The organism is Streptomyces sp. NPDC002754 (assembly GCF_053592315.1).
Genome location: NZ_JBSFVM010000011.1, coordinates 35,996 through 58,307, shown reverse-complemented (window position 1 = coordinate 58,307; position 22,312 = coordinate 35,996). Strand labels below are relative to the sequence as shown.

Below are 22,312 nucleotides of genomic sequence, written 5' to 3'. Positions count from 1 at the left end.
GCCCGTTTTGTCAAGGGTTCAGCCATGAATAACAACTGCGACGCACGCCACATTGGTAAATTGGTGACCAATTTGAAGATCGGGTCTAGCGTGAGACGCAGATCGGCCCGACCTGAGCGGCCAGCCAGCTGCTGCAGTGCCCTCGCCCCTCGTGCCGAACGAGACCCAAGTCCGGACAGAGCTGTCCGGCAAGCCGAGGAGTCGCCATGCCCGCCACTGCCGCGCCGCCCGTGAAGGGGGCGAGGTCGGCCGTCGAGAAGTCGGCCATCAAGAAGATCTCGAGCCGCTTGGTGCCCTTCGTGGCCCTGATGTTCTTCGTGAACTATCTGGACCGCACCGCGGTCTCGTTCGCGGAACCGAACGGCATGGGTCAGGACCTGGCGCTCACCGCCGCCCAGTTCGGCTTCGCCTCCGGGATCTTCTTCGTCGGTTACATCGTGCTGGAGATCCCCAGCAACATGGCGCTGCACCGCTTCGGCGCCCGCCGCTGGCTCGCCCGGATCATGGTGACCTGGGGCATCGTCTCGCTCCTCTTCACCTGGGTGGACAGCAGCGGTGGCCTCTACACGCTGCGCTTCCTGCTGGGTGTCGCCGAAGCCGGGTTCTTCCCCGGCGCGATCCTCTTCCTGAGCCAGTGGGTGCCCAGCCGCCACCGCACCAAGATCCTCGGCCTCTTCTACCTCGCACAGCCGCTGACCACGGTCTTCGGCGCCCCGCTCGCCGGCTGGCTGATCGGCCACCACGGCCTGTTCGGCCTCGAGGGCTGGCGAGTGATGTTCCTGTTCGTGTCGATCCCGGCGATCCTGCTCGGTGTCATCGGCTGGTTCTACCTGATCGACCGCCCCGCCGACGCGAAGTGGCTGACGACCGAGGAGCGGGACTGGCTGACCGAGGAACTGGCCGCCGAGAACGCGCAGAAGACAGGCCACGAGGACAAGCACGCCAAGGGTGACCTGAAGGCCGCGTTCAGCAACGGCCGCGTCTGGATCCTGGCCGTCGTCTACTTCGGCTTCGTCTACGGCCTGTACGCGCTCGCCTTCTTCTTGCCGACGATCATCGACGGTTTCCAGGACCAGTACCACACCACGTTCAGCGTGATGGACAAGGCGTGGATCACCGCGATCCCGTACCTGCCGGCCGCGGTCGCCCTCTTCTTCTGGAGCCGGCACGCCACCAAGCACGGCGCCCGCACCTGGCACATCGCCGGTCCCGCGGTCGTCGGCGGTGTCTCCATCCCGCTGGCCCTCTACATGGGCTCGCCGGCCGCCACTGTCGCCGTCATCACCGTGACCGCCTGCGCCATCTTCGCCGCCCTCCCCGTGTTCTGGGCCGTGCCCTCCCGCTTCCTGACCGGAGCCGCCGCCGCGGCGGGCATCGCGCTCATCAACACCGCCGGCAACATCGCGGGCTTCGCCTCCAGCTACATCACCGGCTGGCTCAAGGACTGGACGGGCGACTACTACGTACCGCTCTACCTCGTCGGCCTCTTCATGCTGCTGTCCGCGGCGCTCATGATCATCCTCGCCCGCCGCGCACCCACCAGTACCTCGTCCCTCCCGGAGAACCAGCGATGACCCGCCTCCACAACGACCCCGCCGCCTTCGCCGACGAAGCGCTCGAAGGTTTCGCCGCCGCCCACCGCCGCTGGGTGCGCCCCGTCCCCGGAGGCGTGGTCCGCGCCACCGCCAAGACCCCCGGCCAGGTCGCCGTCGTCATCGGCGGGGGTTCCGGCCACTACCCGGCCTTCTCCGGCCTGGTGGGGCAGGGGCTCGCGCACGGCGCCGCCGTCGGCAACGTCTTCGCCTCGCCCTCCGCCCAGCAGATACGCGGCGTCGCCAAGGCGGCGCAGACGGGCGGCGGTGTGCTGCTCATGTACGGCAACTACGCGGGCGACGTCCTGCACTTCGGGCAGGCCGCCGAGCGGCTGAACGCCGAGGGCGTCCCGACGCGCACGTTCGCCGTCACCGACGACATATCCAGCGCGGGACCCGAAGAGGCCCACAAGCGCCGCGGGATCGCAGGCGACCTGCCCGTCTTCAAGGCCGCCGCCGTCGCCGCCGAACAGGGACTGCCCCTCGACGAGGTGGTGCGGATCGCCGCACACACCAACGACCGCACCCGCTCCTTCGGCATCGCCTTCTCCGGCTGTACGCTCCCGGGCGCCGACCACCCGCTGTTCACGGTCCCCGAGAGCCGGATGGCCGTCGGCCTCGGCATCCACGGCGAGCCCGGCATCGGCGAGGAGGACGTCCCCAGCGCGGACGAGTCCGCCGAACTCCTGGTGTCCACCCTCCTCAAGGAACTCCCCGAAGGGATCGGGTCGCCGGACGGCCGGCGCGCCGCCGTCATCCTCAACGGGCTCGGCTCCGTGAAGTACGAGGAGCTGTTCGTCGTCTACCGCAGGGTCGGGCAACTGCTCGCGGAGGCGGGTGTCACGGTCGTCGACCCCGAGGTCGGCGAGCTCGTCACCAGCTTCGACATGGCAGGTGTCTCGCTCACCCTTACGTGGCTCGATGACACCCTCGAAGCGCTGTGGACCGCCCCGGCCGACACCCCCGCCTACCGCAAGGGCGCCGTCCCCGAAGCGGCCCCCGCTGACGAGGAGTCGTACGAGACCGAGACCGGCCCGGAGGCGTACACCGCGAGCGAGGAGTCCCGACAGGCGGCCGCGACCGCGCTCGACGCGCTGCGCCGCCTCAAGGAGACCGTCGACACCCACGCCGACGAACTCGGCCGCATCGACGCCGTCGCCGGCGACGGCGACCACGGCATCGGCATGCAGCGCGGATCGACCGGAGCCTACGAAGCCGCTCTGCAGGCCAAGGAGTTGGGCGCGGGAGTCCGCTCCCTGCTGACCGCGGCGGGCGACGCCTGGGCCGACAAGGCGGGCGGCACCTCCGGCGCGCTGTGGGGCATCGTCCTGCGCGCCCTTGCCGACGCGCTCGGCGACACCGAACGGCCGACCCCGGCGTCCGTCGCCCACGGAGTCCTTCAGGCGTCCGACGGCGTCCGCAGGACCGGCGGCGCCGAGGTCGGCGACAAGACCATGGTCGACGTCCTCGTGCCCTTCGCCGAGACACTCGGCCGACAGGTCGACGCGGGCGCATCCCTCACCGACGCCTGGGACACTGCGGCCACCGCCGCCGAGACCGCCGCCCGTGGCACCGCCCACCTGCTGCCCCGGATGGGCCGCGCCCGTCCCCACGCCGAGAAGTCCCTGGGCACCCCCGACGCGGGCGCCCACTCCCTCGCCCTGATCGCCCGCGCCGTCCACGACGCGCTCGCCACCTGCGAGTAGCACCCTGTCCGGCAACACCTTTTTCCAGCAACTCCTTCTAAGGAAAAGCGACATGAGTGACAAGCTGCGGATCGTCGTCGGCTGCGACGACGCCGGATTCCAGTACAAGGAGGCCCTGAAGCAGGACCTTCAGGCGAGCGACCTGGTCGCCTCCGTCACCGACGTGGGCGTGGACGCCGACGGACACACCGCCTACCCGAAGGTCGCCATCGCCGCCGCCGAGATGGTGGCCCGCGGCGGGGCCGACCGGGCCCTCCTCGTGTGCGGCACCGGCCTTGGTGTCGCCATCGCCGCCAACAAGGTCAAGGGTGTTCGCGCCGTCACCGCGCACGACTCCTTCTCCGTCGAGCGCGCGATCCTCTCCAACAACGCCCAGGTACTCACCTTCGGCCAGCGCGTCGTCGGCATCGAACTGGCCCGCCGCCTCGCCGCCGAGTGGCTCACCTACCGCTTCGACGAGACCTCCGCGTCCGCGGCGAAGGTCCAGCTGATGAGCGACTACGAGGCCGCCTGATGAACGCCCCCGTCCTGCTCGGTGTGAGCCTGAAGATGTACTTCGGCCACCACGACACCCTCAACTGGTCCCGCCGCATCGTGCAGTTGGCCGACCAGCACCCCGCCGTCACCAGCGGCAAGGCGCGCCTGTTCGTGCTGCCCGCCTTCCCGGCGATCGTGCCGGTGACCGGAATCCTCGCACGCGGCGCGGTCGACGTCGGCGCACAGGACATCGCCACGGAGGACGGGGGCGCCTACACCGGCGAGGTGTCGGGCCCGTACCTCAAGGAGATCGGCTGCCGGTACGCCGAGGTCGGCCACGCCGAGCGCCGCCGCCTGTACGGGGAGGGCGACACGGTCGTCGCCGCGAAGACCGCGGCCGCGCTGCGCAACGGGCTGACCCCGGTCCTGTGTGTCGGCGAGCTCGACCCCGTGGAGCCCGAGGAGGCCGCGCGCCGCACCGTCGCCGAGGCCGCCCGCCTGCTGTACGGCCTTCAGGGCCCGGTCGTCCTCGCCTACGAGCCGCAGTGGGCCATCGGCGCGCCCGAGCCGGCCTCGCCCGAGCACATCACCACGGTGTGCGCGGCGCTGGGGGAGTGGCTGAACTCCCGCCCCCAGCACACCGGTTCCACCGTGATCTACGGCGGCAGCGCGGGCCCCGGCCTGCTCACCCGCCTCGGCGGCGCCGTCGGCGGCCTCTTCCTCGGCCGCTTCGCCCACGACCCGGAGGCCGTCGGCCACATCCTCGACGAGATCGACGCACGTGAGGCGGTGGCGTAATGGCGTACGGCATCAGCACCTACGCGTACTTCTGGCGCATCTCGTCGCGCGCGCCGCAGCCGATGACGGCCCTGGACATGCTCCGGGACATCCACCGGCTCGGCGGCCAGGTCTTCCAGATCTGCGACTACGCGCCCATCGAGTCCTACGACGACACACAGCTCGCCGAGCTGCGGACGGCCGCCGCCGACCTCGGCGTCACCCTCGAACTCGGCACCCGCGGCATCGCCCCTGACCACCTGGAGCGCTACCTCCGCATCGCGGATAGGCTCGGCGTGACCTTCGTCCGCTCCATGCTGCACACCACTGAGCACAAGCCCGGCGTCGCCGAGTCCATGGACCTCCTCAAGCAGGCCATCGGCCTGTACGAGGAGCAGGGCGTCACGCTCGGCCTGGAGACGTACGAGCAGGTCGCCACCGCCGACCTCGTCGACGTCGTCCGCACCGTCGACAACCCCCGCCTCGGCATCGTCCTCGACCCGGGCAACTGCGTGGCCCGCCTGGAACACCCGTCCCAGGTCGTCGAGTTGACCGCGCCCTACGTCGTGAACGTGCACGTCAAGGACTTCGCGTTCAGCCGCAGGGGCGGCTGGGTCGGCTTCACCTACGCCGGAGCGCCGCTCGGCACCGGCCTGCTCGCCTACACCGCCATGATCGCCGCCGTCCGGGACCACGCCCCGGACCCCGCGTCGGTCAACCAGATCGTGGAGCACTGGCTCCCGTGGCAGGAGGGTGGCTTCGATGTCACCGCCGAGCTCGAACACCAGTGGACCAAGCACAGCATCAGCACACTCCTGAAGGGCGAATGAACATGGCCGCCGAGAACAACACCACCGTTGCCGTCATCGGGGCCGCCGGCAAGATGGGCCAGCGTGTCTCCAACAACCTGGTCAAGAGCGACTTCACCGTCCTCTTCTCCGAGAATTCCCCCAAGGGTCAAGAGCTGATCCGCTCGCTCGGCCGTGAGCTGACCGACTCCGAGGCCGCCGCCCAGGCGGCCGACGTGCTGATCCTGGCCGTGCCGGACATCGTCCTCGGCAAGGTCTCCGAGCAGCTCGTCCCGCTCCTCAAGCCGGGCGCCGTCGTCCTCACCCTCGACCCGGCGGCCGCGTACGCGGGCCTGCTGCACCCCCGCGCCGACGTGCACTACGTCTGCGCCCACCCCTGCCACCCGTCGGTGTTCCTGCAGCGCAAGACGCAGGCCGAGGTCGACGACACCTTCGGTGGCATCGCGGCCCCGCAGGAGGTCGTCGCCGCGTACGAGGGCGGCGACGAGGCCAAGCAGGAGCTCGCCGGGTCCGTCATCCGCGTCATGTACGCGCCGGTCGTCGATGTCCACTGGGTCACCGTCAAGCAGCTCGCCGTCCTGGAGCCGACCCTCGTCGAGACCATCGCCTGCATGGTCGGCGCCCTGCTCAACGAGGCGCTGCACGAGACCGTGCACACCGTCGGCGTCCCGGAGAAGGCCGCCCGCGCCATGCTGCTGGGTCACACCCAGGTCGCCCTCGCCAACACCCTCAAGGGCGACAACCCGTTCTCCGACGCCTGCCTGATCGCCATGGACTACGGCCGTGACTCCATCGTCAAGGACGACTGGAAGAAGGTCTTCGACGACGGCGAGCTCGACAAGGTCATCACCAAGATGCTGAGGATCAAGGAGATCAAGCGCTGAGCCGTCTCCGCTTGGGTGCCGGGTGACCCGTCCACGCAGGACGGGTCACCCGGCTTCGTGCTGCGCGCTCACGGCCTCGCCCGGAACGCCCCCGGTGTCATCCCCGTGCGCAGGCGGAAGAACTTCGTGAAGTCGCTGGGGTCGTCGAAGCTGAGCCGGGACGCCACCTCCTTGGACGGGAGGCCGCTGTGCCACAGGAGGCGCTTGGCCTCCAAGAGGACCCGGTCGTCGACGTACTGCTTCGCGGTGCGGCCCGACGCGGCGAGCGTCGCGCGGGTCAGCGTGCGGGGGCTGTAGCCGAGCGCCGCCGCGTAGTCCTCGACCCGGCGGGTCACCGCGTGGTCGCGTTCCACGGCGGCGTGGAAACGGTGGAAGGTGCCGGACGCGGCGGCCGGGCCCGGCGCCGGGGCGCGCACCGCCGCGAGGCGGATCACCAGCACGGACAGCAGGCCGCGCAGCACCTCGACGTGCGAGCCCAACGGCAGCGAGGCCATCGCCCCGTATTCGTAGGTGAGATGCTCCAGGGCTCGCCGCACCCCCTCCGCGTCCGCGCCGCCCGGTGTCAGCGGCCGCTGCTCGTACGGCGGGTCCATGTGTGCGGCGGAGACGATCGCGGGCGGCAGGAAGCCGGGCTTGAAGACCACGTCCACGCCGTCCGCGCCCCGCAGGCCGGGGCCGAAGCGCTGCACCTGGCCGGGGCGGATCCACAGCCAGGAACCCGGCCGCAGCTCGTACTCGACGAAGTCCACCGCCACCTGCAACGGACGCTCGCGGGCGCCGATCAACTGGTGGAAGGCGGGGCGCAGCGGCGCGTACGGATCGTTGCCGTGGCGCAGCGAGCGGTCATGGAGGTCGGCCAGCTCCTCGACCTCCACGCCGGTCGGCGATCCCACGTTCGGTGTGTACTCGAGATCCCTGACGTCAGGGCGCACATGTCTGATTTTCCCCATCGTGAGTCCCGAGCGTACCGCTGCCGCCCCCTCACCGCCGCCTAGCGTGAAAGCACAGGTCAGTGACGTGTGAGGAGTGTCCTGTGCGATTGGTCGTGGGAATGACCGGGGCGACGGGAGCTCCGTTCGGTGTCCGCCTGCTGGAGTGTCTGCGCGAGCTGCCGGACGTCGAGACACATCTGGTGCTCTCCCGCTGGGCGCGCACCACCATCGAGCTGGAGACCGGCCTGTCGGTGGCGCAGGTGTCGGCGCTCGCCGATGTGACACACCACCCCGACGACCAGGGTGCCACCATCTCCTCCGGCTCGTTCCGCACCGACGGCATGGTCATCGTGCCGTGCTCGATGAAGACGCTCGCGGGGATCAGCGCCGGATACGCGGAAGGGCTCGTGGCGCGCGCCGCGGACGTCGTCCTCAAGGAGCGGCGCAAACTCGTCCTCGTCCCGCGCGAGACACCACTGAGCGAGATCCATCTGCGGAACATGCTCGAACTCGCCCGGATGGGCGTCCAGTTGGTGCCGCCCATGCCGGCCTTCTACAACAACCCGCGGACCATCGACGACATCGTCGATCACATCGTCGCCCGGGTCCTCGACCAGTTCGACCTGCCCGCCCCGGCCGCCGAACGCTGGGCGGGCATGCGTGCCGCCCGCACCGCCCGCGCCGCGACCGACTCCGCAACCTCCGTACAGAACACAGGAGTTACCCATGCCCTATGACGATCTGCGCAGCTTCCTCGGCACCCTGGAGAAGGAGGGCCAACTGCTGCGCATCGCCGACGAGGTGCTGCCCGAGCCCGATCTCGCGGCCGCCGCCAACGCGACGGGCCGCATCGGGGAGAACGCCCCCGCCCTCTGGTTCGACAACGTCAAGGGCTTCACCGACGCCCGGATCGCGCTGAACGTGCACGGCTCCTGGGCCAACCACGCCCTCGCCCTCGGACTGCCGAGGAACACGCCGGTCAAGGAGCAGGTCGAGGAGTTCGCGCGCCGCTGGGACGCCTTCCCCGTCGCCCCCGAACGCCGCGAGGACGCGCCCTGGCGCGAGAACACCCAGGAGGGCGAGGGCGTCGACCTGTTCTCCGTCCTGCCGCTCTTCCGTCTCAACGACGGTGACGGCGGCTTCTACCTCGACAAGGCCGCCGTCGTCTCCCGCGACCCCGAGGACCCGGAGAACTTCGGCAAGCAGAACGTCGGCACGTACCGCATCGAGGTCATCGGCGTGAACCGCCTCGCCTTCCAGCCCGTCCCGATGCACGACGTCGCCCAGCACCTGCGCAAGGCCGAGGAGCTCGGCGAGGACCTGCCCATCGCCATCACCCTCGGCAACGACCCGGTTATGGCGATCGTCGCCGGCATGCCGATGGCGTACGACCAGAGCGAGTACGAGATGGCCGGTGCGCTGCGCGGCGCGCCCGCCCCGATCGCCACCGCGCCGCTCACCGGCTTCGATGTGCCGTGGGGCAGCGAGGTCGTCATCGAAGGTGTCATCGAGTCGCGCAAGCGCCAGATCGAGGGCCCCTTCGGGGAGTTCACCGGGCACTACTCGGGTGGCCGCCGGATGCCCGTCATCCGCGTCGACCGCGTCTCGTACCGTACGAACCCGGTCTTCGAGTCCCTCTACATCGGCATGCCGTGGACCGAGTGCGACTACCTCGTCGGGCCCAACACGTGTGTCCCGCTGCTCAAGCAACTGCGCGCGGAATTCCCCGAGGTGCAGGCCGTCAACGCCATGTACACCCACGGCCTGATGGTGATCATCTCGACGAAGAAGCGGTACGGCGGGTTCGCCAAGGCCGTCGGCATGCGCGCGATGACGACACCGCACGGGCTCGGATACGTGGCCCAGGTGATCGTCGTCGACGAGGACGTGGACCCCTTCAACCTGCCGCAGGTCATGTGGTCGATGTCGGCGAAGGTCAACCCGAAGGACGACGTCGTCGTCATCCCGAACCTGTCGGTCCTCGAACTCGCGCCCGCCGCCCACCCCGCAGGCATCACCAGCAAGATGATCATCGACGCGACGACCCCGGTGGCACCCGACGTCCGCGGCAACTTCTCCACACCGGCCAAGGACCTGCCAGAGACGGCCGAGTGGGCGAAGCGCCTCCAGAACCTGATCGCGGCCCGCCACTGACCCCCGTCGCACCCGTGTCGTACCCGCCCAGAAAGGCCAACACCCATGAACAGCAAGCTGGTTGACGGCGCCGAGTGCCCGCGCTGCCCCGCCGACACCATCACCCGTCTCGCCACGTCCCCCGTCCCCGGGGTGTGGGACGTGCTCCAGTGCACCCGCTGCCTCTACACCTGGCGCACGAGCGAACCTGCCCGCCGCATCCGCCGCGACGCCTACCCTGCGGCCTTCAGGATGACGGACGCCGACATCGAGAACGCGATCGAGGTTCCGGCGGTGCCGCCACTGCGCGTTTGACCTTGACACGGTGACAAGGTCTTCACTGCTGGTCGAGGAGGTGGTCTCGACCATGATCACTGGACAGGACACGGAGACCTCGCGCGCACTGCGAGGGCTGGAGGACCGCGAGGCGTCGGTGCGGCTGCGGGCCGCGATGGCGGTGGGCTCGGCGCCCGACCCGGGGTTCGTCGGCAAGCTCGTCGAACGGTGCGCCGTCGAGCCGGAGTTCTACGTCCGGGACATGCTGACCTGGGCGCTCACCCGCCACCCCGTGGCCCTGACGCTCCCCGCGCTGCTGCGCGAGGTGCGGTCGGGTCCCGCGCAGGCGCGGAGCCAGGCGCTGCACACGCTCTCCAAGATCGGCGACCGGAGCGCCTGGCCGGTGATCACGCGGGAGCTGCTGACGGACGCCGACGACGACGTGGCGCGCAGCGCCTGGCGGGCCGCCGTGGTGCTCGTGCCCGACGAGGAGCAGGAGTCCCTCGCCGCCGTACTCGCGACGCAGCTCGGCCGGGGCGGACGGGAGACGCAACTCAGCCTGGGCCGCGCCCTGGTGGACCTCGGCGACGTGGTGACGCCCGCACTGCGCACCGCGGCGGCCTCCTCCGACCCGGAGGTGCGCGCTCACGCGCTCGCCACGCAGCAGGTGCTGCGCGACCCGGACACCGGGTTCGGCTTCGCGATCGAGGAGGCGAAGCGCGTCGTGGCACTCGGCGGGGCTCCCGTGGTGGACGATGAAGTGTGTTGATCGGTGAGGTGGCGCGGAGGTCCGGGGTCAGTGCCCGCATGCTCCGGCATTACGAGACGCTGGGCCTGGTGCGGCCCTCGGAACGCACGGGCTCCGGATACCGGGAGTACTCGGGCGACGACATCCGGCGGATCTTCCACATCGAGAGCCTGCGGTCACTGGGGCTCTCGTTGCGCGAGATCGGCCGCGCGCTCGACGAACCGGACTTCACGCCCGCGGCGCTCGTCGGCGACATCATCCGGCAGACGCGTGAACGCATCGCGGCCGAGACCGAGTTGCTCACGCGCCTCAACCGGATCGACGCCGCGGAGCCCGGCGACTGGGACGAGGTCCTCCAAGTCGTCGCGCTGCTCCAGGCGTTGAGCTCGAAGAATGTCGACGCACGCCAGCGCGCGGCCCTTTCCTCCGGCGGCCAGGACGCGATGCCCGTGGAGGCCCTGGTCGAGGCGGTGCTGAGCGAGACGGACACGAACGTCGCCGGAGCCCTGCGCTGGGCCCTGGTCCGCTCGGGCGGCGCCGACAGCCTGCCGCTGCTGACGGAGGCGCTCGACTCACCGGTGGCCGCCGTACGGGAACGTGCCGCTCAGTGCCTCGCCGAACTGCCCGGCGACGCGGCCACCACGCAACTGCGCCGTGCCCTCACGAGCCCTGACGCCGTGATCCGGGGCCGGGCCGCCGTGGCCCTCGGCAACCGTGGCGCGGCCGAAGCGGTCCCGGAGCTCATCGAGATGATCGTGGCAGGCAGAAACGACACCGACGCGGCGGACGCGCTGAGCGTGCTGGCGAGCGATGCCGCGTCGGCGGACACGACCGCCTTGACCGAGCGGATCGCGACCGGGCTCATCGACCGCCTCGCCCGCCCTGCCACCGAGGCGCCGGCCCGCGGGCGGCTCACCCAGGCGCTGGCGGACATCCCAGGGACGACGGTGTCGCACGCGCTCGTCGACCTCTCGGACGACCACGACCGTGCGGTTGCGCTGACCGCCGCCCATCTCCTCCGGCTGCGCGAGTCGCAGTGACGGCGACGCGTTACGGGCGTTGTCAGTGGTCGCCTCTACCGTGAAGGCATGAGGTGAGGGAGCGGATGCTCCCGCAGCAGTCATGGACGGGGGCGGCGACATGGTTCGGAAGATGCCGGAGTTCACGCTGGAGCAGGAACTCACAGCGATCAGGGAGGTGCTCGCCCGCTACGGCGGCACCGATCCGGATGGCCTCGGGGGAGTCATCACGCTTGCGGCGCTGGGACTCACGAACAGCGCGTGGCGCAATACGTGCGTGGAGGACTGGCATGCGGGCAGCGGTCCGTTGACCGACGGCGACATGCTCCGGATCAATGCGGCGACCAGCCGGGGCGTGCGGCAGCGGCTGCTCGGCTGGATGCGGGAGTGCGAGCTCGGTGCGGAGGGCGGGACCCGTACCGACGCACTGGCCAGTGTCCACCCCGAGGATCTGTTGCCGCTGGTGGAGCGGCTCTACCTCTGGCTCGTGCGGCCCGAGCGAATGCTGCCGACGGGCATGACGCTCGGAGAGCTCGCCGGGGCCTGCGGTGGCGATCTCGCCGAGTACGAGGACTGCGCCGATAGCGCCCTGAGCGGGTTCCTCGCCGGCGCGGAGGAGCGCGGGGTGGCGTACGCCTTCCTCCGTGCGGCCGCGCACGGCGCGGGTGCGTGCGGGCGCTGGTGGGGGCACCCGGACTGGCCTCGCCGGGTCGGCGCCTTCCAGGACGCGTTGGGGAACCCTGGCCATCCACACTGGGGTGCCGACGGAAAGTGGTACCGCGAACTGCCCGCACCGCCAGGTGTATTGGCGGACGCCGCGGAGAGCAACAGGATTCTCCTGGGCAGTCCCTGGACACTGTCCGCGGAGGAGGCCCAGTGGGTTGTGCGGGCGGGTATCGGCCATGTGGAGATCGCAGGCTCGAAGCGGTCGGGAGACGCCTAGGGTCTGTCGTTTGGGTCAGGACGACAGGCCCTGGACCTCCGGGCGTGGTCACCCCGGCGGGGAGCGGGTGACCACACGCCGGTCAGGTGGTCACTTCAGCCAGCTGTCCACCAGCTGCTTGTTGTCCGTCATCCACTCCTTCGCCGCTTCCTGCTCGTGCCCGGTGCCCTTCTTCTGGAGGAGGAGTTCGAGGCTGCCGAGCTGGCTGCTCGTGAGGTGGAAGTTCTTCAGCCAGCCGGCGACCTCGGGGTTGGACTTGGAGTAACCCTTGGAGGCGACGATCTGGACCTTGTCGGGCTTGCCGTAGGCCCCCTTGGTGTCCTTGAGGACCTTCAGTGGCATCGAGGTGTAGGCCCAGTGTGGCCGCCAGAGCGTGACGACGATGGGCTTCTTGTTGTTGACCGCCTTCTTCAGGGCGGAGAGCATCGCCGGTGTGCTGGACTCGGAGAGCTCGTACTCGCTCTTGAGGCCGTAGTCCGGCAGTACGGGGGAGCGGGTCAGGCGCATCAGTCCTGAGCCCGCCTCGATGCCGACGATCTTTCCGCCGAACTCGTCGGCCTTCCCCTTGAGGTCGTCGATGGTGTTGACGTCCTTGACGTACTTGGGGACGGTCAGGTTGAGGTCGGCCGGCTCGTACCAGGTGCCGAGCTTCTCCATCTTGGGGCCGAGCTTCTTCCAGTAGGTCTCGTGGGTGACCGGCAGCCAGGCGTCGAGGTAGACGTCGGCCTGCTTGTTGGCGATGCCGGTGTAGGTGCTGGCGATGTCCAGGTCACGGACGTCGACCTTGTACCCCTTGTCCTCCAGGATCTGCTTCCACAGGAAGGTCGCGGAGACTCCTTCGTCCCACCCGGCGACGTAGGCCAGCTTGACCGTCTTCGAGCCGCTGCCGCCGCTGTCGTCGTCGGAGCCTCCCTCGACCTTCGAGGTGTTTCCGCTGCACGCGGTGGCGAGCAGGGTGAGCGCGGCGGCGGTGCAGCCGAAAAGGTAGGTGGTGCGGCGGCGTCGGTTGCGGATCATGGCTGGAGCTCCTGTCTTCACGCGGAAACCGGAGTGGTGGACGAGGCGGGAGAGGACGACTTCTCCGTGTCGGCCTCCCGGGTCGTGCCGGTGCGCCCGCGCCCTGGCCGGCGGCGTATCCGGGGTGTGGCGAGGGCGCTGGTGACGCGGTCGAGGAAGATGGCGAGGAACACGACGGCGAGGCCGCCCTGGAAGCCGGTCCCGACGTCGAGCTGGCTGATGCCGCGCACCACGATGGTCCCCAGACCGTCGGCGCCGACCATTCCGGCGATGACGACCATGGAGAGGGCGAGCATGATGACCTGGTTGATGCCGGCCATGATCGAGGGCAGGGCCAGGGGGAGTTGGACACCGCGCAGGATCTGGCCGTCTTTCGCCCCGAAGGCGTGCGCGGCCTCCACGACCTCCGGATCGACCTGCCGGATGCCCAGTTCGGTGAGGCGCACGGCCGGCGAGACGGCGAAGGCGATGGTGGCGACGACGCCGGGGACGAGACCGATGCCGAAGAAGAAGACGGCCGGGATGAGGTAGACGAAGACCGGCAGCGTCTGCAGGAAGTCGAGGACGGGCCGGACCAGGGTACTGGCCAGGGCAGTACGGGCGGCCCAGATGCCGATAGGCACGCCGATGACCACGGCGAAGGCCGAGGCGACCACCACGACGGCGAGCGTCTGCATCGCCGGGGTCCACAGGCCCATGCCCTGGATGAGGAGGAACGCGGCCACGGTGTAGAGGGCGAAGAACCAGCCGCGGGCGAGGAACGCGAGGACGGTGAACACCGCGATGATGACCACCATGTGAGGCGCGGTCAGCACGTAGAGGACCCCGTTGACCAGTTCCGTCATCACGGTGCCGATGGCGTCGAAGAGGCCGCTGAGATTCTCGGTCAGCCAGTCGACGGCCTTGTTGACCGGAGTGCCGAGATCAACGCTGAACAGCATCGGCCACCTCCTCCTGTGAGCTGCCCGAGTATTCGGAAGTGCCTTCCGCGTCAGAGGAGTTGGTGGCCTTGGGGGCGGAGAGTGCGGTGAGCAGCGCCGCGCGGGTCACCACGCCGAGCAGTCGTCCGTCGTCGTCCGTCACGGCCAGTGGCACGGAGTACCGCCCGGCCGCCGCGAACAGGTCCACGAGCAGCGTGTCGGGTCCCGCCCGCCCGTAGGCGTCGCTCAGCGTCTCCGGGCTGTCGCGCAGGGCGGCGTGTCCCGCCTCGGCGGCCCGTGCGATGTCCTCGTCATGGGCGACGCCAACGACGAGTCCTTCGGCGTCGAGGACGTAGACGGCGCGTGCCTCGATGTCCGCCAGGGAACGCAGGACGTCACTCGGGTCGTCGTCGAGGCCGGCCGTTGTCAGGGGCTCGCGCATGACGGAGCGGGCGGTCAGGACGCGGGAGCGGTCGACGTCGGAGACGAAGTCGCGTACGTAGGCGTCGGCGGGGGAGTCGAGGATGTCGGTCGCGGTGCCGAGCTGCACGACGCCGCCGTCCCGCATGACCATGATCCGGTCACCGAGCCGCATCGCCTCGTTGAGGTCGTGGGTGACGAAGACGATGGTGCGGCGCAGATCGCGTTGCAGGCCGAGTAGCAGGTCCTGCATGTCCCGGCGGATGAGTGGGTCGAGCGCGCTGAACGGCTCGTCCATGAGCATGATTTCGGCATCGGTGGCCAACGCCCGTGCCAGGCCTACGCGTTGGCGCATCCCGCCGGACAGTGCGCTGGGGTAGGCGTCGGCCCAGTCGGCGAGACCGACGGTGCGCAGCGCCCAGTCGGAGCGCTCCTGTCGCTCGGCGGCGGTGCCGCCGCGCAGTCGGATGCCGTACGAGGCGTTCTCGCGGACCGTGCGGTGCGGGAAGAGGGCGAAGTGCTGGAAGATCATGTTGACCTTGCGATTGCGCAACGCGCGCAGGTTCGCGTGGTCCATCGCCAGCAAGTCCCGTCCGTCGACGCTCAGTTCACCGGACGTCGGCTCGACGAGACGGTTGAGCATCCGCAGGAGGGTCGACTTCCCGGACCCGGACAGGCCCATGACGACGAAGAGTTCGCCGGGTTCGACGGTGAAGGAGACGTCGCGCACCGCATGCACCGTGTTGTCGGCGGTTTCAAAAATTTTGTTCAGCCGTGCTGCTTCGATCACCGTGCCCCACCTCCAGGGGTCCGCGCGGGGCGGTTGGAACAAGTCCGGGCTGGTGTTTCGCAATGCGCAACAATTGTGCAGTACGGTGTGACGATGCCGTTGATCGTGACGGCGCGTCAAGGCTCTTGCATCCGGGCAACCGCGAATTAACGTCTACGGGCGGCAAGTTGGGGCGCGCCGAGGCGGACAGCTGGAGGGTGCTGTGGTGACGACCGGCAGCCGTGGGCGAGCGCGCGACCGTGCGGTCCAGTCCGTCGATCGTGCGGTGTCGGTCCTGCAGATCCTGGCCGTGCGCGGGCCGTGCGGCGTCACCGAGATCGCCGGGCAGCTCGGCGTCCACAAGACGACCGTGTTCCGGCTGCTCGCCACGTTGGAGGCGCGCGGCCTTGTCGAACAGGGCGCGGGCCGGGGCCGCTACCGCATCGGCCACCCGCTCACCGAACTCGCCGCGGCCGCCGCGAAGAACACCGATCTGTTCCTGCTCAGCCGCCCCGTCTGCCAGGAGTTGGCGGAGGCCGCGGGCGACACGGTGAGCGTCTCCGTCCGCGAGGGCCGCGACGTGGTCACCGTGGGCCAGGTGGCGGGCGAGGCGTCGATCACCAGCGTCGACTGGGTCGGCAGGCGCTGCCCGCTGCACGCCAGCGCCGCGGGTAAGATCTTCCTCGCCCACGCCGCCCCCGACCGGCACGGGCGGCTGCCCGCGGAGCTGCCCCGGGGCAGGCGCCTGGAGCGGTACACGCCCCGCACCATCACCCGCCAGGAGCGCCTCGCGAAGGACCTCGCCGCGGTGCGCGAGCGCGGGTACGCCGTCTCGTTCGAGGAGTACGAGATCGGCCTCGTCTCCCTCGCGGCGCCCGTCCGCGCCCTGGACGACACGGTCGTCGCCGCCGTGACCCTCGCGGGCCCCGCCTTCCGCATCCGCGAGGACACCGCACCCGCCCTGGCCGGCCTGCTGCTCGCGGCCGCCGCGCGGATCTCCTGGCGGCGGGGGCAGGTCAAGCGGGGCTGAGGCCGGCGGGGCCCTCCGGCGGCGATGGCCACCGGTGTGCGCAGGCACTTCCTGGATAGGCTCCCCGTATGAGCAGCAAAGGTCGCGCGCGGGACACGTCGGTGCAGTCGGTGGACCGGGCGGTGTCGATCCTCCAAGTGCTGGCCGTGCAGGGGCCGTCCGGCGTCACGGAGATCGCCGACGCCCTGGACATCCACAAGTCGACCGTGTACCGACTGCTCGCCACGCTGGAGTCGCGCGGCCTCGTCGAGCAGGACAGCGAGCGCGGCAGCTACCGCATCGGCTACACCGTGGTCGAACTCGCGGGCGGGGCGACCAAGGGCAACGACCTGTCGCTGTTGAGCCGGCCGGTCTGCCAGGAGCTCGCCGCCGCCGTCGGCGAGACGGTGAACGTGGCGGTCTACGACGGCGAGGCCGTCATCAGCATCGACCAGGTGCTCGGCAACGCGGCCATCACCAGCATCGACTGGGTCGGCAAGCGCACGCCACTGCACGCCACGTCGGCGGGCAAGGTCTTCCTGGCGCACATGCCGCAGCCGGAGGCCGCCGAGGTCCTCGAGCAGTCGCTGGAGGAGTACACGCCACACACCATCACGGACCCGGCGCTCCTCAAGGAGCAGCTGCAGGGGGTCCGCGAACTTGGCTACGGCGTCATCAGCGAGGAGCTGGAGATCGGACTCGCCTCGCTGTCCGCCCCCATCAGGTCACTGAACGGCGAGGTCATCGCCACCGTGACCGTCTCGGGGCCGACGTTCCGGATCAACGACCACACGATCTCCGGGCTCGCCGAACAGCTGGTCGCGGCCGGCGAAAAGATCTCGTGGCGCAAGGGGTACATCCGGCGCGGCTGACGGCAGGGTCGACCGCCCGGTCGACGGCGCGACGATTACGCATCGGTAGGGGTTGACGACGCGGTCTCGCGCGCCGCACATTTGTCTCGCATCGCGTCGTTGTTTCGTATCGCGAAACGGGAACGTGGCGACGTCGTCGTCACGGCCGCCATCCCCGTTGCCCCCGCCACCACATCCCCGTCCGGGCCACAGAGCTTCCCTGCCTCCCTTGGAGCTGTCGTGCGCGCACCGAACACGAACCTGGATCCCCTGCTCCAGTCCTTCCGGCTGAAGCACCTCACCCTGCGCAACCGAGTGGTCAGCACGTCCCACGAGCCCGCCTTCGGGGAGGACGGACTGCCCAAGGACCGTTACCGCGCCTACCACTTGGAGAAGGCCCGCGGCGGCGTCGGCCTGACGATGATCGGCGGCTCCGCCGTCGTCTCACCCGACAGCCCGCCCTCGTTCGGTAACCTGCTGCTCTACCGCGACGAGATCGTGCCCTGGCTGCGCCTGCTCGCCGACGACGTGCACGCGGCGGGCGCGGCCGTCATGTGCCAGGTCACCCACCTCGGGCGCCGGACCAGCAACTACACGGGGGACTGGCTGCCGGTGGTCGCCGCGTCCCCGCTGCGCGAGCCCGCGCACCGCGCGTTCCCCAAGGCCGCAGAGCCCTGGGACCTGGACCGGATCGTCGCCGACTACGCCGCGGCGGCGGTGCGCTGCGAGCAAGGCGGCCTGGACGGCATCGAGTTGCAGTCCTACGGCCACTTCCTCGACGGCTTCCTCTCCCCGGCCACCAACCACCGCGACGACGCGTACGGCGGCGACCTGGAACACCGGATGGCGTTCCCCCGCCGGGTGATCCACGCGGTGCGCGAGGCAGTCGGGCCCGAGTTCGTCGTCGGCATCCGCATGGCCCTGGACGAAGCCCGCCCCGACGGCCTCACCTTCGACGAAGGGCTCGCCGCGGCCGAGCAGTTCAGCGCCGACGGCATCGACTTCATCAGCGCCATCCACGGCACCATCGAATCCGACGCCTCCCTGTCGAGGGCGATCCCCTCGATGGGCACCCCGCTCGGCCCCTTCCTCGACTTCACCGGCGAGATACGCCGCCGACTCGACATCCCCGTCATGCACGCGGCCCGCATCGCCGACCCCGCCACCGCCCGGCACGCCCTGCGCGAAGGCCTCCTCGACCTCGTCGGCATGACGCGCGCACAGATCGCGGACCCGCACCTCGTCGCCAAGATCCGCTCTGGTGACGAGGACCGCATCCGCCCCTGCGTCGGGGCGAGTTACTGCCTGGACGCGATCTACGACTCCGGGGACACCAAGTGCATCCACAACCCCGCCACCGGCCGTGAACTGCAGATCCCGCACACCGTGCCAGCCACAACGGGCCGGCGCCGCACGGCAGTTGTCGCCGGTGGCGGCCCCGCGGGCCTGGAGGCCGCCCGCGTCCTGGCCGAACGCGGCCACGGCGTCGTGCTGTTCGAGGCCGGCGACCAGGCGGGCGGGCAGATTCGGCTCGCCGCACAGAACCCCCGCCGCAACGACCTCCTCGGCATCGTCGACTGGCGCGTCGCCGAGTGCAAACACCTCGGCGTCGACCTGCGCCTGGGTGCGTACGCCGAAGCGTCCGACGTGCTCGCCGAACACCCCGACCTCGTCGTCATCGCCACCGGCGGCCTCCCCAACCGCTCCTTCCTCGCCGAGGGGGAGGGGCTCGTCGCGGACACCTGGGACGTGATGTCCGGCTCCCTGCGCCCGCGCGCAGGCAGGGACGTCCTGATCTACGACGACCACGGCGGCTACCCGACCATGGACGCCGCGGAACTCCTCGCCACGAAGGGAGCCCGACTGGAGTACGTGACACCGGAAAGGACCCTCGCCCCCGACGTCGGCAGCATGAACTCCCCTGCCTACCTACGGGCGTTCACCGAGCACGACGTCACCGTCACGCTCACCCGGCGCCTGCGCTCCGTGCGCCGCGGCGGCGACGGCCGACTGGTGGCGACCCTGTTCAGCGAGTACACCGGCACCGAGAGCGAACGCGTCGTCGACCACGTCGTCGTCGAGCACGGCACACTGCCCAACGACGAGCTGTACACCGACCTGCTGCCCGCCTCCAGCAACCTCGGCGAGGTCGACCACCGGGCCCTCCTCGCCCGCGAGCCGCAGACCGTCGTCCGCAACCCGGCCGGCCGCTACCAGCTGTTCCGCATCGGTGACGCGGTCACCAGCCGCAACATCCACGCCGCCGTATACGACGCGCTGCGCCTGTGCCTGCCGGTCTGACGAGTTCCCGGAGCGACACCATGACTGTCCACGCACCCAGTGACACCGCTGCCTCCTCCTGCGACGCCACCCCCGCCGATCTCGTCGCCCGCCGCTTCCCCGGCCACAGCCTCGAAGCGCCCTTCTACGTCAGCGACGCGATCTTCCGCCTCGACGTCGACGCCGTCTTCGCCCGCAGCTGGATCTTCGCTGCCGCTGAGGCCGAACTCCCCGAACCCGGCGACTACATCACGGTCACCATCGGCCCCTGCTCCGTCATCGTCGTCCGCGACGACGACGAGGAGGTGCGGGCCTTCCACAACGTGTGCCGCCACCGCGGCGCCCGCATCCTCAACGACGAGCGCGGCTCGGTCGGCAACATCGTCTGCGGCTACCACCACTGGACGTACGGCGTCGACGGGCAGTTGCTGCACGCCGAGTCGCAGCCGCCCGACTTCGACCGCTCGTGCTTCGCCCTGCGCTCCGTCCACGTCCGCACGGTCGCCGGCCTCGTCTTCCTCTCCCTGGCCGCCCAACCGCCCGCCGACTTCGACGAGTTCGCCTCCCGCGTCGAGCCCTACCTCGCGCCGCACAACCTGGCGCGCGCCAAGGTGGCGAAGCAGGTCGACCTTGTCGAGCACGGCAACTGGAAACTCACCATGGAGAACAACCGCGAGTGCTACCACTGCGCGGGCCACCCCGAACTCCAGCGCTGCTACTTCCCGCTCTACAACTTCACCGAGGACGAGGTGCCGCCGGGCATGCGGGCCACCTTCGAACGCTTCCAGAAGGCCGACGCCGAGGCCCGAGCCACGTACGAGTCCCTCGGCCTGCCCTACGCCACCATCGAGGAACTCGTCGAGCGCCCCACGGGTTTCCGCATCCAGCGCGAACCGCTCGACCTCGCGGGGGAGTCCTTCACCCCCGACGGCAAGGCCGCCGTACGCCGACTGCTCGCCGACTTCCCGACGGCGCGCCTCGGCCACCTCGGCCTCCACCTTCAGCCCAACGCGTGGTTCCACTTCTCGGCGGACCACGCGGTGCTGTTCTCCGTCATTCCGCTCGCCGCGGACCGCACCCTCGTACGCACGACATGGCTCGTGCACGCGGACGCCGAGGAGGGCATCGACTACGACCTCGACACCCTGACCGGCGTCTGGGTGGCCACCAACGAACAGGACGCGGTCTTCGTCTCCCGCGCCCAACTGGGCGTGAGCAGCCCCGCGTACGTACCGGGCCCGTACAGCCCGACCGAGTCCCAGGTCGAGTCCTTCGTCACCTGGTACATCACCCGGCTCAAGGCGCACATGGAGGGCCCATGACGACGGCGACACTGACAGCGGTTGGCCTTCCACCCGCCTGGGCCGACGGCCTGCTGGTGTGCCAGCAGGTCCACGACGTGACGGCGGACGTGAAGACCTTCGTCCTCGCCCCCACCGAACCGCGGCTGTTCCGCCACGACCCCGGCCAGTTCCTCACCCTCTGCCTGGACATCGACGGAGAGCCGGTCGAGCGCTGCTACACCCTCTCCTCGGCGCCCACCCGCCCCGACCTCGCCACCATCACGGTGAAACGCGTCCCCGGCGGGCATGTGTCCAACTGGCTGCACGACCACCTGACACCCGGCAGCACGGTGTGGGCGCGCGGCCCTCTCGGCCGGTTCACCATCAACCATCACCCCGCCCCGAAGTACTTGTTCCTGTCGGCGGGCAGTGGTGTCACCCCGCTGATGTCGATGACCCGCACGCTGTACGACCTGGCCCACCCCGTGGACGTCGTCTTCGTCCACAGCGCCCGTACCTTCGACGACATCATCTTCCGCCGGGAACTTGACTTCATCGCGGCGGCGTCCCCCAACTTCCGGATACGCCACGTCCTGGACGACCACGGCGAGCAGCTCAACGCGCAGGTGCTGCGTGCCGTGGCCCCCGACTTCGCCGAACGCGAGGTGTTCACCTGCGGCCCGGCCGGCTACATGGCGGCCGTACGCGCGATGCTCACCGCCGAGGGCTTCGACATGGCCCACCACCACGAGGAAAGCTTCACGCTCGAGGCACCGGTGACACCGGAGTCCGAGTCCATTACCGAACTCGGCACCGGCTTCAAGGTCCAACTGGCCCGCACCGGACGCACCATAGAGTGCGACGCCGAGACACCCGTCCTGGCGGCCGCCGCCCGCGAGGGCATCACGCTCCCCGCATCCTGCGCGCAGGGCATGTGCGGCACCTGCAAGACGACCCTGCTGTCCGGCTCGGTCGACATGCGGCACGCGGGTGGCATCCGCCCCCGCGAGATCGCCAACAACAAGATCCTGCTGTGCTGTTCGACGCCGCGGGAGGACGTGGTGATCGACGCGTAACCGCGATCACTCGGCCCAGGGAAGGGGGATCCTGTCGTCGCTGCCGGGCAGCATCGCCCGGCCGCCGACGACCATGGCGACGAGCGCCTGGGCCGGCCCACCCACCGCCTTCACCTGCCGCACGACCCCACCAGGCAACACAACCGCCTGCCCGACCACGGCCCGCCCGACCTCGCCCTCCACATCCACCTCGAACTCGCCGCCCAGCGGCATCCAGACCTGTTCGCGGTCGATGATGTGCACCGGCGTGGCGGAATCGGCGCCCAACTCCACCCGTCAGGTGCTGACTTCGGTGCTCCCCTGGCTGGGGGCCGCGAGACCGAACGTCGCACCAGCGGGGGTCTTGGTCGTCCGCTGCGCACTTTCACTGATCACGTTCATGACGCCCCCT

At 70.1% G+C, this 22,312-nt stretch carries 22 protein-coding genes; 17 read left to right on the top strand and 5 right to left on the bottom strand.

Annotated features, from left to right (window positions below; genetic code table 11):
* Positions 1 to 206 precede the first annotated feature (206 nt).
* The 6 genes from ACWD2L_RS22800 to ACWD2L_RS22775 are packed head-to-tail and all read left to right on the top strand — an operon-like array spanning position 207 to position 6,245.
* Positions 207 to 1,574 carry an MFS transporter gene (locus tag ACWD2L_RS22800; protein WP_451190827.1) on the top strand — a complete coding sequence of 456 codons (1,368 nt, stop codon included), beginning with the start codon at positions 207 to 209 and terminating at the stop codon, positions 1,572 to 1,574.
* Positions 1,571 to 3,298 carry a dihydroxyacetone kinase family protein gene (locus ACWD2L_RS22795; RefSeq protein WP_451190824.1) on the top strand — a complete coding sequence of 576 codons (1,728 nt, stop codon included), beginning with the start codon at positions 1,571 to 1,573 and terminating at the stop codon, positions 3,296 to 3,298. Before ACWD2L_RS22800 ends, ACWD2L_RS22795 begins: the two co-directional genes overlap by 4 nt.
* Positions 3,299 to 3,350: 52 nt before the next feature.
* The gene (locus ACWD2L_RS22790) at positions 3,351 to 3,812 is read left to right on the top strand and encodes a ribose-5-phosphate isomerase (RefSeq protein WP_451190821.1); all 462 of its coding nucleotides are present in this window, start codon (positions 3,351 to 3,353) and stop codon (positions 3,810 to 3,812) included.
* Positions 3,812 to 4,573 (top strand): triose-phosphate isomerase, encoded by a 762-nt coding sequence (locus tag ACWD2L_RS22785; RefSeq protein ID WP_451190817.1) that lies wholly within the window; start codon positions 3,812 to 3,814, stop codon positions 4,571 to 4,573. Before ACWD2L_RS22790 ends, ACWD2L_RS22785 begins: the two co-directional genes overlap by 1 nt.
* Positions 4,573 to 5,382, top strand: coding sequence for a sugar phosphate isomerase/epimerase family protein (locus ACWD2L_RS22780; protein ID WP_451190815.1), 810 nt, complete (start codon positions 4,573 to 4,575; stop codon positions 5,380 to 5,382). Before ACWD2L_RS22785 ends, ACWD2L_RS22780 begins: the two co-directional genes overlap by 1 nt.
* Before the next feature lie 2 nt (positions 5,383 to 5,384).
* On the top strand, positions 5,385 to 6,245 hold the full coding sequence (locus tag ACWD2L_RS22775; RefSeq protein WP_451190812.1) for a phosphogluconate dehydrogenase C-terminal domain-containing protein: 861 nt from the start codon (positions 5,385 to 5,387) through the stop codon (positions 6,243 to 6,245).
* Positions 6,246 to 6,313: 68 nt separating this feature from the next.
* Here the strand turns inward: ACWD2L_RS22775 and ACWD2L_RS22770 are convergent, their stop codons facing one another.
* The gene (locus ACWD2L_RS22770) at positions 6,314 to 7,138 is read right to left on the bottom strand and encodes a helix-turn-helix transcriptional regulator (protein WP_451190810.1); all 825 of its coding nucleotides are present in this window, start codon (positions 7,136 to 7,138) and stop codon (positions 6,314 to 6,316) included.
* Positions 7,139 to 7,278: 140 nt separating this feature from the next.
* Here ACWD2L_RS22770 and ACWD2L_RS22765 point away from each other — a divergent pair, with 140 nt between their 5' ends.
* The 6 genes from ACWD2L_RS22765 (at position 7,279) to ACWD2L_RS22740 (ending at position 12,296) form a co-directional block, all read left to right on the top strand.
* A complete protein-coding gene (locus tag ACWD2L_RS22765) occupies positions 7,279 to 7,914 on the top strand; it encodes a non-oxidative hydroxyarylic acid decarboxylases subunit B (RefSeq protein ID WP_451190807.1) in 636 nt (211 codons plus the stop codon).
* On the top strand, positions 7,904 to 9,331 hold the full coding sequence (locus ACWD2L_RS22760) for a non-oxidative hydroxyarylic acid decarboxylases subunit C (protein ID WP_451190804.1): 1,428 nt from the start codon (positions 7,904 to 7,906) through the stop codon (positions 9,329 to 9,331). Before ACWD2L_RS22765 ends, ACWD2L_RS22760 begins: the two co-directional genes overlap by 11 nt.
* A gap of 45 nt (positions 9,332 to 9,376) precedes the next feature.
* A complete protein-coding gene (locus tag ACWD2L_RS22755; protein ID WP_451190802.1) occupies positions 9,377 to 9,625 on the top strand; it encodes a non-oxidative hydroxyarylic acid decarboxylases subunit D in 249 nt (82 codons plus the stop codon).
* 52 nt (positions 9,626 to 9,677) lie between these two features.
* Positions 9,678 to 10,355 (top strand): HEAT repeat domain-containing protein, encoded by a 678-nt coding sequence (locus tag ACWD2L_RS22750; protein WP_451190799.1) that lies wholly within the window; start codon positions 9,678 to 9,680, stop codon positions 10,353 to 10,355.
* On the top strand, positions 10,349 to 11,374 hold the full coding sequence (locus ACWD2L_RS22745; protein WP_451190797.1) for a MerR family transcriptional regulator: 1,026 nt from the start codon (positions 10,349 to 10,351) through the stop codon (positions 11,372 to 11,374). The genes ACWD2L_RS22750 and ACWD2L_RS22745 overlap by 7 nt, the downstream gene beginning before the upstream one ends.
* A gap of 112 nt (positions 11,375 to 11,486) precedes the next feature.
* Entirely contained in the window at positions 11,487 to 12,296 is an 810-nt protein-coding gene (locus ACWD2L_RS22740) for a hypothetical protein (protein WP_451190794.1), read from the top strand.
* Positions 12,297 to 12,386: 90 nt separating this feature from the next.
* Here ACWD2L_RS22740 and ACWD2L_RS22735 read toward each other — a convergent pair whose 3' ends face one another.
* The 3 genes from ACWD2L_RS22735 to ACWD2L_RS22725 are packed head-to-tail and all read right to left on the bottom strand — an operon-like array spanning position 12,387 to position 15,443.
* Complete coding sequence (locus ACWD2L_RS22735) at positions 12,387 to 13,313, bottom strand: glycine betaine ABC transporter substrate-binding protein (protein WP_451190792.1); 927 nt, start codon at positions 13,311 to 13,313, stop codon at positions 12,387 to 12,389.
* A 17-nt stretch (positions 13,314 to 13,330) separates the two neighbouring features.
* Entirely contained in the window at positions 13,331 to 14,254 is a 924-nt protein-coding gene (locus ACWD2L_RS22730) for an ABC transporter permease (protein ID WP_451190789.1), read from the bottom strand.
* Positions 14,238 to 15,443: a quaternary amine ABC transporter ATP-binding protein gene (locus ACWD2L_RS22725; RefSeq protein ID WP_451190786.1), complete on the bottom strand. Its 1,206-nt coding sequence runs from the start codon at positions 15,441 to 15,443 to the stop codon at positions 14,238 to 14,240. The genes ACWD2L_RS22730 and ACWD2L_RS22725 overlap by 17 nt, the downstream gene beginning before the upstream one ends.
* A gap of 205 nt (positions 15,444 to 15,648) precedes the next feature.
* Here ACWD2L_RS22725 and ACWD2L_RS22720 point away from each other — a divergent pair, with 205 nt between their 5' ends.
* From ACWD2L_RS22720 to ACWD2L_RS22700, 5 genes are all read left to right on the top strand, one after another.
* Positions 15,649 to 16,452 (top strand): IclR family transcriptional regulator, encoded by an 804-nt coding sequence (locus ACWD2L_RS22720; protein ID WP_451190784.1) that lies wholly within the window; start codon positions 15,649 to 15,651, stop codon positions 16,450 to 16,452.
* Between the two features lie 68 nt (positions 16,453 to 16,520).
* The gene (locus ACWD2L_RS22715) at positions 16,521 to 17,303 is read left to right on the top strand and encodes an IclR family transcriptional regulator (protein WP_451190782.1); all 783 of its coding nucleotides are present in this window, start codon (positions 16,521 to 16,523) and stop codon (positions 17,301 to 17,303) included.
* A 219-nt stretch (positions 17,304 to 17,522) separates the two neighbouring features.
* Positions 17,523 to 19,583: an oxidoreductase gene (locus tag ACWD2L_RS22710; protein ID WP_451190780.1), complete on the top strand. Its 2,061-nt coding sequence runs from the start codon at positions 17,523 to 17,525 to the stop codon at positions 19,581 to 19,583.
* Between the two features lie 20 nt (positions 19,584 to 19,603).
* Positions 19,604 to 20,884 carry an aromatic ring-hydroxylating oxygenase subunit alpha gene (locus tag ACWD2L_RS22705; protein ID WP_451190778.1) on the top strand — a complete coding sequence of 427 codons (1,281 nt, stop codon included), beginning with the start codon at positions 19,604 to 19,606 and terminating at the stop codon, positions 20,882 to 20,884.
* The gene (locus ACWD2L_RS22700) at positions 20,881 to 21,921 is read left to right on the top strand and encodes a 2Fe-2S iron-sulfur cluster-binding protein (RefSeq protein WP_451190776.1); all 1,041 of its coding nucleotides are present in this window, start codon (positions 20,881 to 20,883) and stop codon (positions 21,919 to 21,921) included. Before ACWD2L_RS22705 ends, ACWD2L_RS22700 begins: the two co-directional genes overlap by 4 nt.
* Before the next feature lie 6 nt (positions 21,922 to 21,927).
* Here the strand turns inward: ACWD2L_RS22700 and ACWD2L_RS22695 are convergent, their stop codons facing one another.
* Positions 21,928 to 22,164 (bottom strand): cupin domain-containing protein, encoded by a 237-nt coding sequence (locus tag ACWD2L_RS22695; RefSeq protein WP_451190773.1) that lies wholly within the window; start codon positions 22,162 to 22,164, stop codon positions 21,928 to 21,930.
* Positions 22,165 to 22,312 lie beyond the last annotated feature (148 nt).

Bases quoted from the DNA above. Each gene is read 5' to 3' on its own strand.
- ACWD2L_RS22800 (WP_451190827.1), top strand. From the start codon at position 207: ATGCCCGCCACTGCCGCGCCGCCCGTGAAGGGGGCGAGGTCGGCCGTC.
- ACWD2L_RS22795 (WP_451190824.1), top strand. From the start codon at position 1,571: ATGACCCGCCTCCACAACGACCCCGCCGCCTTCGCCGACGAAGCGCTC.
- ACWD2L_RS22790 (WP_451190821.1), top strand. From the start codon at position 3,351: ATGAGTGACAAGCTGCGGATCGTCGTCGGCTGCGACGACGCCGGATTC.
- ACWD2L_RS22785 (WP_451190817.1), top strand. From the start codon at position 3,812: ATGAACGCCCCCGTCCTGCTCGGTGTGAGCCTGAAGATGTACTTCGGC.
- ACWD2L_RS22780 (WP_451190815.1), top strand. From the start codon at position 4,573: ATGGCGTACGGCATCAGCACCTACGCGTACTTCTGGCGCATCTCGTCG.
- ACWD2L_RS22775 (WP_451190812.1), top strand. From the start codon at position 5,385: ATGGCCGCCGAGAACAACACCACCGTTGCCGTCATCGGGGCCGCCGGC.
- ACWD2L_RS22760 (WP_451190804.1), top strand. From the start codon at position 7,904: ATGCCCTATGACGATCTGCGCAGCTTCCTCGGCACCCTGGAGAAGGAG.
- ACWD2L_RS22755 (WP_451190802.1), top strand. From the start codon at position 9,377: ATGAACAGCAAGCTGGTTGACGGCGCCGAGTGCCCGCGCTGCCCCGCC.
- ACWD2L_RS22750 (WP_451190799.1), top strand. From the start codon at position 9,678: ATGATCACTGGACAGGACACGGAGACCTCGCGCGCACTGCGAGGGCTG.
- ACWD2L_RS22740 (WP_451190794.1), top strand. From the start codon at position 11,487: ATGCCGGAGTTCACGCTGGAGCAGGAACTCACAGCGATCAGGGAGGTG.
- ACWD2L_RS22735 (WP_451190792.1), bottom strand. From the start codon at position 13,313: ATGATCCGCAACCGACGCCGCCGCACCACCTACCTTTTCGGCTGCACC.
- ACWD2L_RS22730 (WP_451190789.1), bottom strand. From the start codon at position 14,254: ATGCTGTTCAGCGTTGATCTCGGCACTCCGGTCAACAAGGCCGTCGAC.
- ACWD2L_RS22715 (WP_451190782.1), top strand. From the start codon at position 16,521: ATGAGCAGCAAAGGTCGCGCGCGGGACACGTCGGTGCAGTCGGTGGAC.
- ACWD2L_RS22705 (WP_451190778.1), top strand. From the start codon at position 19,604: ATGACTGTCCACGCACCCAGTGACACCGCTGCCTCCTCCTGCGACGCC.
- ACWD2L_RS22700 (WP_451190776.1), top strand. From the start codon at position 20,881: ATGACGACGGCGACACTGACAGCGGTTGGCCTTCCACCCGCCTGGGCC.